This is a genomic window from Anaerolineales bacterium (assembly GCA_025808555.1).
Lineage (GTDB): Bacteria > Chloroflexota > Anaerolineae > Anaerolineales > UBA11579 > JAMCZK01.
This window is the reverse complement of record CP075526.1, coordinates 991,041-1,001,728: the sequence shown is the minus strand read 5'-3', so window position 1 is coordinate 1,001,728 and position 10,688 is coordinate 991,041. Positions and strand designations below refer to the sequence as shown.

At 60.0% G+C, this 10,688-nt stretch carries 12 protein-coding genes and 3 tRNA genes; 7 read left to right on the top strand and 8 right to left on the bottom strand.

The annotated features are described in order from the left end of the window. Nucleotides 1-44 precede the first annotated feature (44 nt). The gene (locus KIT08_05320) at nucleotides 45-731 is read right to left on the bottom strand and encodes a hypothetical protein (GenBank protein UYN90654.1); all 687 of its coding nucleotides are present in this window, start codon (nucleotides 729-731) and stop codon (nucleotides 45-47) included. Nucleotides 732-820: 89 nt separating this feature from the next. Between KIT08_05320 and rnhA the strand changes: the two genes are divergently transcribed. Further along, the gene (gene rnhA / locus KIT08_05315; GenBank protein ID UYN90653.1) at nucleotides 821-1,252 is read left to right on the top strand and encodes a ribonuclease HI; all 432 of its coding nucleotides are present in this window, start codon (nucleotides 821-823) and stop codon (nucleotides 1,250-1,252) included. An 87-nt stretch (nucleotides 1,253-1,339) separates the two neighbouring features. On the opposite strand, the gene KIT08_05310 is transcribed toward rnhA, so the two are convergent. From KIT08_05310 to KIT08_05290, 5 genes are all read right to left on the bottom strand, one after another. After that, nucleotides 1,340-1,410, bottom strand: a tRNA-Cys gene (locus tag KIT08_05310). 81 nt (nucleotides 1,411-1,491) lie between these two features. Next, nucleotides 1,492-1,564 (bottom strand) — tRNA-Gly (locus tag KIT08_05305). A 194-nt stretch (nucleotides 1,565-1,758) separates the two neighbouring features. Next, nucleotides 1,759-1,831: transfer RNA gene (locus KIT08_05300), tRNA-Phe, on the bottom strand. A 180-nt stretch (nucleotides 1,832-2,011) separates the two neighbouring features. Beyond that, on the bottom strand, nucleotides 2,012-2,458 hold the full coding sequence (locus tag KIT08_05295) for a hypothetical protein (GenBank protein ID UYN90652.1): 447 nt from the start codon (nucleotides 2,456-2,458) through the stop codon (nucleotides 2,012-2,014). Nucleotides 2,459-2,542: 84 nt separating this feature from the next. Further along, nucleotides 2,543-4,162, bottom strand: coding sequence for a tRNA uridine(34) 5-carboxymethylaminomethyl modification radical SAM/GNAT enzyme Elp3 (locus KIT08_05290; GenBank protein ID UYN90651.1), 1,620 nt, complete (start codon nucleotides 4,160-4,162; stop codon nucleotides 2,543-2,545). Between the two features lie 9 nt (nucleotides 4,163-4,171). Between KIT08_05290 and KIT08_05285 the strand changes: the two genes are divergently transcribed. Together KIT08_05285 and KIT08_05280 are read left to right on the top strand one after the other, a co-directional pair. After that, complete coding sequence (locus tag KIT08_05285; GenBank protein ID UYN90650.1) at nucleotides 4,172-4,918, top strand: methyltransferase domain-containing protein; 747 nt, start codon at nucleotides 4,172-4,174, stop codon at nucleotides 4,916-4,918. A 5-nt stretch (nucleotides 4,919-4,923) separates the two neighbouring features. Beyond that, nucleotides 4,924-5,967 (top strand): hypothetical protein, encoded by a 1,044-nt coding sequence (locus KIT08_05280; protein ID UYN90649.1) that lies wholly within the window; start codon nucleotides 4,924-4,926, stop codon nucleotides 5,965-5,967. Between the two features lie 4 nt (nucleotides 5,968-5,971). On the opposite strand, the gene KIT08_05275 is transcribed toward KIT08_05280, so the two are convergent. Together KIT08_05275 and KIT08_05270 are read right to left on the bottom strand one after the other, a co-directional pair. Next, nucleotides 5,972-6,601 (bottom strand): GyrI-like domain-containing protein, encoded by a 630-nt coding sequence (locus KIT08_05275; protein UYN90648.1) that lies wholly within the window; start codon nucleotides 6,599-6,601, stop codon nucleotides 5,972-5,974. Nucleotides 6,602-6,639: 38 nt separating this feature from the next. Then, a complete protein-coding gene (locus KIT08_05270; protein ID UYN90647.1) occupies nucleotides 6,640-7,197 on the bottom strand; it encodes a PadR family transcriptional regulator in 558 nt (185 codons plus the stop codon). A gap of 79 nt (nucleotides 7,198-7,276) precedes the next feature. Between KIT08_05270 and KIT08_05265 the strand changes: the two genes are divergently transcribed. The 4 genes from KIT08_05265 (at nucleotide 7,277) to KIT08_05250 (ending at nucleotide 10,639) form a co-directional block, all read left to right on the top strand. Continuing rightward, nucleotides 7,277-8,194 (top strand): glycosyltransferase family 2 protein, encoded by a 918-nt coding sequence (locus tag KIT08_05265; GenBank protein ID UYN90646.1) that lies wholly within the window; start codon nucleotides 7,277-7,279, stop codon nucleotides 8,192-8,194. Nucleotides 8,195-8,291: 97 nt separating this feature from the next. Next, nucleotides 8,292-9,062, top strand: a complete 771-nt coding sequence (locus KIT08_05260; protein ID UYN90645.1) for a class I SAM-dependent methyltransferase — start codon at nucleotides 8,292-8,294, stop codon at nucleotides 9,060-9,062. Then, nucleotides 9,055-9,981: a flippase-like domain-containing protein gene (locus KIT08_05255; protein UYN90644.1), complete on the top strand. Its 927-nt coding sequence runs from the start codon at nucleotides 9,055-9,057 to the stop codon at nucleotides 9,979-9,981. Before KIT08_05260 ends, KIT08_05255 begins: the two co-directional genes overlap by 8 nt. After that, nucleotides 9,974-10,639: a class I SAM-dependent methyltransferase gene (locus KIT08_05250; GenBank protein UYN90643.1), complete on the top strand. Its 666-nt coding sequence runs from the start codon at nucleotides 9,974-9,976 to the stop codon at nucleotides 10,637-10,639. The genes KIT08_05255 and KIT08_05250 overlap by 8 nt, the downstream gene beginning before the upstream one ends. Nucleotides 10,640-10,688: the final 49 nt, after the last annotated feature.

The following is a 10,688-nucleotide window of genomic DNA, read 5'->3' as shown; positions in this document are numbered from 1 at the left end:
ATGGCCCGCATGTGCGGGCCATTGTTTAGAAACCTTGCTATGAATTAGCGGCGGGCCGTCTTCTTGCGGGCGGCCTTTTTCGTCGCCTTCTTGGCAGCCGTTTTGCTGCCGGCTGGGCGGCGGGTCTTGCCCTGCAGTGGGCGGCCGGCGGCCATCGGCAGGTTGCCGAAGCGAGCCTTCTCGCGCACTGGCAGCGCCAACAGCAGCGACCAGACGATGAGGAAGGTCACCAGCTTGTCCAGCGGGTCAGAGAAGGTGCCCTGAGCCACGTTGGAGAGCAGCGCATCCAGACCAGCGGCCCGGAAGGCAGCCACCAGCGCATCGGTACCTGCGCCCACCACGCCACCAAAGACGTAAGTGGCGATGGGGGCCGAGAGCACGGCCGACAGGATGCCGGTGATGATGCCGGCCAGGGCAGCCTTACCAAAGGTGTTGAACCATCCGGAGCGGGCGAACACGCCTGCCAGCGCGCCGATGATGGCGGCCACGCCAGCCCAGGCGAACGCCTGCGGGAACAGGCCGGTTAGCGTCCACACCAGATTGGAGAGGAAGCCGGTGGCAGCGCCAGCCCACGGGCCGACGAGGGCGCCCACCAGCACAGTACCGATGGAGTCAAGGTACAGCGGCAGGCCAAGGCGCAGCACAATCGTGCCGACCGCCAGGTTGATGCCGATGCCAATGGCCATCAATGTAATGCTGAGCGTTGTGAATTCCTTGCGAAAACTATTCATTCGTTCATTACTCCTTAGTAGATAAAACGACGAACTCCCCGCCATTATACGAAAAAGCGCAACCTGTAACTGATAGAATGCCGCCCAAGATGACAACGCTTGTGGAAATTTTCTCAGACGGCTCGTGCGAAGGCAACCCCGGCCGCGGCGGTTGGGCCGCCTTGCTGCGCTCAGATGGGCATGAACGTGAGCTCAGCGGCAGCGAAGCGCATACGACAAACAATCGTATGGAACTCACCGCCGCGCTGAAAGCACTGGAGTCGTTGCCGGCTGGCAGCCGCGTGCACTTTTTTACCGATTCAGAATATCTGCGCAAAGGGATCACCGAATGGCTGCCAGGCTGGGTGGCGCGCGGTTGGAAGCGCAAGGGCGGCGCGCTGGCCAATGTGGACCTGTGGCAGGCGCTGGCCAAGGTGATCCGCCAGCATGAGATCGAATGGCGCTGGGTGCGCGGCCACGCTGGCCACGCCGAGAATGAGCGGGTAGACCGGCTGGCCCGTAGCGCTATGCTACGAGCTTGACTGGTGAGATTTTCTTTGCGCTGGCGCGCCATGCAGCGGGTATGGGAAATAAAAAGCGGCTGGCAGAATGCCAGCCGCTTGGCTGTGAGGCGACGACGGGATTCGAACCCGTGGTCAGGGTTTTGCAGACCCTTGCCTTGCCACTTGGCCACGTCGCCGGAAGGGGCATTATACCTACGCCTGCGCGCAGACAAGATTGCCGTAAAGAAAAACAGGCCAGCGGCCTGTTTTTCTTTCTGAGCGGGCGACGAGACTCGAACTCGTGACCTTCTCCTTGGCAAGGAGATGCTCTACCAACTGAGCCACGCCCGCAATACATCTATTATAGCCCGATTCATGTGTGGCTGTGAACCGTGCTATTCGTTTGGAGAAACGTCGCTCGGCGTTAGCCGAGCACTTTCTCCTATAAGCCGACCCAAAACCGGTTACTGTCGCTGGGTGGAGAAGCGTTACTCGCTAGAGGCGAGTAGCTTCTCCTTTAGCAAGGGCGTTAGCCCTTGCGTAGGTGCCGAGGGCCGGGATCGAACCGGCGACACCGCGATTTTCAGTCGCGTGCTCTACCAACTGAGCTACCTCGGCGATTGCCAAAAATGAGGCGAGGGCAGATTGTACAGGTGGGCAGGTGGCCTGTCAAGAAAGTGACTGCTTCGTCTTTGCGAGAACGGCGCTGCGTAGCAGCGCCTACGAAGCAATCCCCAGCCAGGCACGCAATTCGTCTCGCGGATTGCTTCGCTCGCTTTGCTCGCTCGCAATGACGGACTAGATACCCCAGCCATCACGCGTGCCCACTCTTTTGGCAGGCAGGCCGGCCCAGGTTTCGCCTTCGCCCGTGGATTGGAGTAGCACCGCGTTGGCGCCCAGCACCGTGCCGCGGCCCACTTTCAGTACGCCCTCTTTGCACAGCACTTTGCTGCCGGGGGCGAGGATCGCTTCGTCACCGATCTCGATGCCTTCGAACTTGGACTGCGTAGCGGGCAGGTGCACATCGGCGCGGCCCAGGGTGACGCCCGGGTAGATCTTGACATTGGCGCCGATCATGCTGCGCGGATGAATGACCACGCCGACCCCGCCGTGAACCAAATCAAACCCTGGGCCGATGCGCACCGAGCGCGGGATCTCGACCCCCAGCAGCTTGAGGGCGTAGTAGGCCAGGATGCCGAGCAGGGGGACGCCGCGGGCCGAGACGAGCAGGTTAGGAAAGGACATAGAAACCAAGAAAGGCGGCTGAGGACAGTAGAAAGAAAAGCTGAAAGAAATAGAGCGGCGTGGGGAGAGCGTGAAGAGGCATGGCTACAACTCCTTCACCATGTAGGTGCCTTGCAGGCGGTAGCCGCGGCCGGCGTAATAGCGGCGCGTGCCCACCGCGGCGATGATGGCCATGCGCGGGTAACCCGCCTGGCGTGCTATGCCTTCGGCATGGGCGAGCAGCTGGGTGCCCAGGCCAATGTGCTGGGCCGCGCCGGTCTGCTCGGCGCCAACCTCGAGCGATTGGCCGTAGACATGCACCTCGCGTACCAAGGCCGCCCCGGCTAACTCATCCAAGCCAGTATGCGGTGCAGCCGCGGCGGGCAGCGACAGACGCAGGAAGCCGGCCAGCTTATCCTCCGGCGTGACGTAGGACAGGAAGTGCTCGTGGGCGTGCGGCGTGCTGTAGGGCAGATCCTGCAATTCCAGCTCGACGGGGTTGACGGCGCGGCCGCGCACCTCGCGGCAGCGGATGCAGCGGCAGCGCTGGCCGCGTTCGTGCATGCGCTGGTGCACATCCATGCGCAGGCTGGTGCGCTTGTTGCCCTCGACCACGTTGGTGGAAGGGATGTCTCGGATGACGCGGTTGACCCGGCAGTATGCTGGGATATTCGCTTTGAGCTCAGCGAGCAACTCCACCAGTTCTTCGGTGGTATAGGGCTGGTATTCGCCGCGCTGCCAGTGCAGGTACAGCTCAGCGTTCTCGAGCAGCTGGGTGGGATAGATCTTCAATTCGTCCGGGTTGTGACCGGCCCATAGTTTGACAAAATCCTCACGGTCGGTCTGCGGGGTGGCGCCCAGTAGATTGGGCATCAGATGCAGCACGATCTTGAAACCGGCGGCGCGCAGCTGGTCTACGGCGCGCTGGGTCTCGGCGGCGGTGTGGCCGCGCTTGTTCAACTCCAGCACGCCGTCGTCAAAACTTTGCGCACCGAGCTGCACCTTGGTGACGCCCAGGCGGCGCAACCAGGCGATCTCGTCCGCGTTCACATGGTCGGGCCGGGTTTCGATGGCCAGGCCCACATTGCGGTGGGCGGCGGTCTCGTTGTAGGCGTGAGCCTCTTCGATCGTGGCAAAGGGCTGGTCGTTCAGCGCCTCGAACATGCGCAGGACAAACTCCTCCTGATACGCACGCGTATACGAGCTCCAAGTGCCGCCCAGGATCAGGAACTCGATCTTGTCGGTGGGGTGACCGACAGCCTCCAGCGCGTCCAGGCGCGAGCGCACCTGCGCGTACGGGTCGAACTGGTGTTGTAGGGCGCGCATGGCGCCGGGCTCGTCTGGCAGGTAGCTCTTGGGCATGCGCACATCGGTGGGGCAGAAGACGCACTTGCCCGGGCAGGGGTAGGGCTTGGTGAGCACGGTGACCACGCTGACGCCGGAGAGCGAGCGCATGGGTTTGAGGCGGATGCGGTGCAACAGGGCCGGGTCTTCGGCCATCTCGCCCGCGGCGACCAGCTGACGGTAGGCGGCGACGAGGAACTGTTTGCCGATGTAGCCGCCGCCCTCGCCATCCAGCGGGTAGCGGCGCAGCGCCTCGTGTGGGTTGGCGCCGGCGCGCACTTCCTCCAAGATCAGGCGGGCGCGTTGCATACGCTCATGGGTGGGGAGTTTGGACTCCTCCCACGCGTGGATGCGGGGTTCCTGGGGCGTAAGTAAGGCCATAATAGGGGCATGGATGCCGCGGTAGCGCAGCAATTGGTTGCCCTGAACAAAGAATTCTATCAAACGCACGCTGAAGCGTTTTCGGCTACCCGCGGGCGGTTGCAACCGGGCACCCAGCGAATACTCAACGACCTGCTCCCCTCGGCGCGCATACTTGACCTGGGCTGCGGCAACGGCGGCGTGGCGGCGCAGCTGGCGGCCAGCGGACACGAAGGCGGCTATGTGGGTGTGGATTTTAGCGAGGGCTTGCTGGCGGCCGCCCGGGAGCGGGTGGCGGCGTATCCGGGCTACCCTGCCGAGTTTGTGCAGGCTGACCTGAGCGGGGAATGGGCCGCGGCGTTGGACGGCAAATTTGATGTCGTGCTTGCCATGGCGGTGATGCATCACATCCCGGGGCGCGAGCTGCAGCTGACGTTCCTGCGCCAGGTGCGTGCTCTGGTGAGAGAGGGCGGGCGCTTCGTACATTCCAACTGGCAGTTCATGCGCAGCCCCAAGCTGGCGGCCCGCGTGCAGTCGTGGGCGGCGGCTGGATTGGACGAGAGCCAGGTGGACGCGGGCGATCATTTGCTGGACTGGCGCAGCGGCGTGCGCGAAGGGCATGCGCTGCGCTATGTGCACCAGTTCAGCGAGGAGGAGTTGGCGGGGTTGGCGGCGGAGGCGAGCTTTACGGTAAGCGATCTGTTTTATTCTGACGGTAGCACAGGGGATCTGAGCCTGTATTCGGTGTGGGGCAAAGCCACGCACGGCGAACAATAGTAAGCTTGCAACATACGGTGGACAACATGGAGCGCGCCAAACTCATTGACCAATTGCAAAACTCTGCCGAAGCGTCGATCCGCTGGAAGGTGCGCGTCAATGTGCTGGGCGAAGATAGAAACAGCCCCGCCATTCGCAAGCTGGAGAAGGAGATCGCCGGCTCGCCGCGGGTGGCCGCCCTGTTGGGTCGGGTGGATGACCAAGGGCGCTTGCAAGCCAACGTCTACGCCAAGTGGCAGGGCGCGCAGTGGGTGCTGATGACCCTTGCGGATATCGGCTATCCGCGTGGCGCGAAGTGGCTGCAACCCACCGCAGACGAAGTGATGAGCACTTGGTTGGCTGAGCGTTTCTTTCGTGAGTTCACCGCAGACAGCAAGCAGGATGCAATCAAGAAACAAAGAACGGCCATCCCTCTGATGCAGGGCCGCCATCGCACTTGCGCCTCGCAGCAGGGCAACGCTTTGTACGTCGTGCTGGCGTTAGGGTTGGAGGATGAACGCATTCACCAACTGGCCGAGCGTCTCTTGTACTGGCAATGGCCGGATGGCGGCTGGAACTGCGACAAAGACCCTGATGCCGATACTTCGACCTTCATTCATACCCTGTGGGCTATGCGCGGGTTGCACCTGTATGCCCAGCGCACCGGCGACAAAAAAGCCAAACAGGCTGTGGCCCGCGCCACAGAAGTGTTCCTGACGCGCAGGCTGTACAAGCGCGCCCGCGACGGTGCGGTGATCCGCGAGGAGTTCACCAAGCTGCACTATCCGCTGTACTGGCACTACGACATTCTGGGCGCGCTGAAAGTGTTCGCTGAGATTGGCGTCACTAAAGACGCGCGCCTGCAAGACGCGCTAATGCTGCTGAAGAGCAAAGAGCTGCTGGCGGGCGGCTGGCCGGCGGAAAGCAAGTACTACACCAAAGTATCCAACCAGATAGGCCTGGGCACCGACTATGTCGGTTGGGGCGGCACCAGCACAAAAAAGATGAACGAGTGGGTCACGGCCGACGCGTTGTATGTGCTTAAGCGCTTTGGTGAATTGAAAGTGTAACGAGTTACTTCACCGGATGCCGCAGCACGGTCTTGAGCTTGCTGGGGGCGGTGCGGCGCGGGTCGCCCAGGTAGATCTCATGATGTTTGCCGTTGGGCTTGAAGCCCTGCTCGTCGCTGAAGGCCACCATGCGCGCAATAGTGGCCGGCTCGTCAGCATATGGCCCGAGGTGCATGACCTGCACGGCTTTGCCCTCGGCAAAGGCTTCGAAGCGGGCCGCGTCCAGCATAGCCGGGTTCTTCTTGGCGCGCACGGCCTCCACACCTTCGGCGAAGATGGCTTTGGTGACCGGGCTGGGCTGCATGATCATGGCGGTGAAGTACCAAGTGTCTTTTCGGTTGGGGGTGAATTCCTCGTGGCTGCTCTTGCTCCACCATAGTCCTTCGAGCGGCATCACGGCGTAGTCGATGGGATCCGTCTTGCGCTTCTTGCACATGAATTTGATGGTGTACGAGAGGCTGTAGAGCGCTTCGACCGCGTTCTGATAATCCGGCGCATCATCCACTTTGACGTTGGGTGGGATGACGCCGTCGATCATGATGAAGTTGAAACGCGGCACAGTGACCAGCGAGACCTGTTTGGCGCTTGGGTTGTAGAGGTGCTTGTATTCTTTTTTGAGGTCCAGTTTTTCCATGGTATCCCTGCACACAATAGTGGTTTGCTGCAAAAAAGTTACATATCTTCTTCGTCGTCCTGCTCGGTGACCTGGCTTTCAAAGCGCGGAATGTAACGGTCGAGCCAATCGAGCTCGGTTTGGAGGGTGTTGGCACTGTACTCGAACATGCCCTGCAGAAAGGCGGGCAGGTTCTCGGCCCCCTGCCAGGCCTGCTCCACCTCCTGAATGCGTTCGAGCACGTGGCGGCGGTACTGGCGCAAGGCGGCCACCGCATCCTGCGGGCGGATGCCGGGTAAGCCCGCCAGGCCCACGAGGAAGGCGGTATTGGCTTGGCCGGGGCCGCCGAGGGCGGCCAGGGTGGCCTGGTACCAGGCATCCTGCCCGCTGGGCAGGATGCGGTAGACCCGGCGGGCCGGGCCTTTGCCCACGGCGGGCTGCATTTCACTGCGGATCCAGCCTTTTTTCTCGAGCTTGCTGAGCAGGTAGTAAATGGAGGAGAAGCCAATATCGGCCCAGCGGCGCATGTTGCGCTGCTCGAGCACTTGCTCGATCTCGTAGCCGTGGCGAGGGGCTTCGGCGATCAGGCCGAGGATGGCGAGCTCTGCGTTTGTCATAATATCCTAGAACTAAAATATTATACCATTGCTATACAGATAGTTATCGTCTAATACGGTTGGACTTATAATCTCTTGCATGGAATTGCTTAAAAAGGCCGAATTAGAGTTGAGCGTCGTGCTGCCCGCCTATAACGAGGCTGAAGTAATGGCCGAGTTGCTTCAGCGTCTTCTGAGTGAGCTGCGAAAAAGCAAGCTGCCTTTTGAGACGATCCTGGTGGATGACGGTTCGCAGGATGCTACAGCTGAGAAGGCTGAGCTTGTAAAACAGGAATTTCCTGAGCTGATCGTGATCAGACACCCCTACAACAAAGGAAATGGAAGCGCAGTCAAAACCGGCTTGCGGGCCGCGAAGGGGCGCGTGGTCGTATGCATGGATGCAGACGGCCAGCATGATGTGGCTGATCTGCTGCATCTGTACGATGCAATCGGGGAATACGATCTTGTGGTGGGGGCGCGGACAGAAAGCTACAAGAGCCCACCGACTCGTAAGCTGGGAAACTGGATCTTCAATCAGTTTGCCAGCAAGCTAACCGGCTTTAAGATACAGGACCTTACTTCTGGTTTTCGCGCCTTCCGGCGCGAGGCGATCGTCCCCTACATTGATCTGCTGCCGGCGCGCTTTTCTTATCCCACAACCAGCACTCTAGTCTTCCTTAAAGCGGGATACAACGTCAAATATCTGCCTGTTCAAGTTAAGCCAAGAAACCAGGGGCAAAGCAAGATAGCCATTGTGAAAGACGGCTGGCGCTTTATGATGATCATTCTCAAGATCATCGTGCTCTTTGAGCCTCTGCAGATCTTCCTGCCGGTTGCGATGCTGTTCCTATTAACCGCTCTAGCGTCTACTGGGTATGCATCCATCTCGCTGCAAAGGCTCTTTATCCCGAACTCCGGCGCCTTGTTCTTTTCCATATCGGTTTTAGTGTTCCTGCTGGGTTTGATCGCTGAGCAGATCACCAACCTCCAGATCATGTCCAGCAAAAATGGCAGATAGCCCGCGCCCCTGCAATCTGTGCGGTGAAGCCGCTCGGATCGCTTTTCTTTACAATCGTAGCGGTTACTCGATCTACAAGTGCAGAGTTTGCGGGCTTGTGTATGTGGGCAAGCTGCCCACTCCCGAAGATTTGGCGCAGCTTTACTCAGATAAATTTTTCGGGTCTTCTTCAAAATTTGATGCCGCCGATAACAGCCCCAGCATGGTCAATGGGCGCGACCGCGTGAGCCAGATCATGGCCCTGCCGGGCATCGGCGTACAGGCCTGGCTGGATGTGGGCTGTGCCACGGGCGAGTTCCTGCTGGCCGGGCGCGGGTTTGCGCAGGAATTGCATGGCACGGACATTTCTGCATATGCGATCGATGTGGCCCGCCGCCGCGGCCTGGAGGATTTGAAGGTCGGCAGTTTCTCCGCGCTGGAGTACAGCCCGGCCAAGTTTGACCTGATCACGATGTGGGACCTGATCGAGCATGTAGAAGACCCCGCTACCGTGTTGCGCAAGGCCTTTGAATATCTAACGCCTGGCGGCTATTTGGTTTTGAGCACAGGCGATGTGGAAAGCCTGGCGAGCAGGCTGATGGGCCGCTTCTGGCACCTCATGATCCCGCCCTTTCATACGTACTTCTTCTCCCGCAAAACCATTGAACGCTATCTGCGGACAGCGGGGTTTACCGAGATCCATGTCAGGTATCCCGGCAAGGTGGTTCCGCTCGACTTCATGCTGGAGAAGGCGGCGCGGCTGGTGAGCCCGCGATTGAGCGAGCGCGTGCAGCCGCTTTTGCGGAGGGTTAAGCTGGGGCGCTTTCGCTTCTCGGTCAATCTCTTTGACATCATGACGGTGGATGCGAGAAAACCTGCGAATGTTTAGGCGCACACGCTGGTCTGCGCACCTTCAAATTGGCTTTGGTCTTGTGATCCTGGGCCTGGTGTTGTATGGCGCGGTGCAGCAGTGGCCGCGCATCCAGCCGGTGCTGGCCGAGCTGCGCTGGGGCTGGATGGCGGGAGTCATGCTGGTTCAGATGGGCTGCCTGCTGGTGCTGCCTGGGCCGCTTTGGGTTTGGCTGGCCAGCCAGCAGAAGACTTTTACTTTTCTGGAGGCTGCAAGGATTTTTTTCCTTTCACAACCGGCCAAATATTTGCCTGGCGGCATCTGGGCCTTCCCTGCCAAGGGCTTATTACTCAAGCAGCGAGGCTTTTCAAATCAAGTCACCGCAGGCGCGATCCTGTATGAGACGCTGGCATTATGCAGCGGTGCACTGGTGTTGGGATCGCTTGCCAGTGATATTGCGATTGTGGACCTGCGCTGGATCGCGGCAGGCGGGGTAGTGCTGGGCTGGGTTGCCATGTTGATCTTGCTGAAACCGCCGGGGGCCTTGGCCCGGCTGCCGGAGAAATGGCGGCTTGCAAGCAGTGAACCCATTACGCTCGGCGCAGCTGCATGGAAGGCGACGCTTTCGCTCGCCGTGGCCAGCGCCGGGTGGGTGCTGGCGGGCGCGGCCTTTTATATGACCTTGCTGGCCCTGGGCGTGCCACCGGGTGCTGACATTGCGTTGGTTTCGATCGCCTCTTTTGCAATCTCATGGTTGCTTGGCTTTGTCGTGTTTCTCTCACCGGGCGGAGTCGGCGTTCGAGAAGCAAGCCTGGTTTTGCTGGCCGGGGGCGCAGTGGCCGCGCCGATCTTGTATCCTGCGGCGATCCTCTCGCGGCTACTGTGGTCGCTGGGGGAGCTTATGTTATATTTTTATTTTTCGGGGCCTTGGCGAAGACCACCTCAAAAAAATGCTTAACAGCAAAATCACTTACGACGCCGAGCATCTCAGGAAGCTGTACAACCGCTCTCAAGAGACCTTGCTTGAGATGGCGGCTCCCTCCTATTTGCATCCCAACCCCCTCATCCGCTGGATCGTAGGCAGGCGCATGCGAGAAGCGATCAGCTTCCTGAACCTGGAAGAGGGCGCCAGCTTGCTTGACTTTGGCTGCGGGGCGGGCATTTTGTTTTTGCAGCTGCCGAATGACGGACGTTCTTATATTGGAGTGGACCTTGAGCTCTGGCCTGCAGAAGGAATGCTGGCGCACCATGGGCGCACCGATGTAAAGCTCTATGACAGTCAGACATGGGTAAGCCAGGTTGCCGATCGGAGCCTGGACAATATCACGGCTCTCGAAGTTTTAGAACATGTTTCTGACCTGCCTGCTTTGTTGACCACGTTTCGTCAGAAGCTTGGCCATGAGGGAAGGTTGGTTGTATCCGGCCCCACCGAGAACAAAATATACAAGCTGGCTCGCAAGGTGTCTGGTTTTTCCGGGGATTATCACGTCCGTGATATTTTCGAGATCCGCAAGGCGATTGAGGCGGCTGGGTTCGTGCTAGAGCAGCGCTCGCAGCTGCCTCTGCCGGGGCCACTGTGCTTGTTCTCGGTGGAGCGCTACAGGCTGGCGGAGTAGCGCATCGTGAGTGTGCTTAGAAAGCCAGTCTTTGGCAATGTTTCCTGGG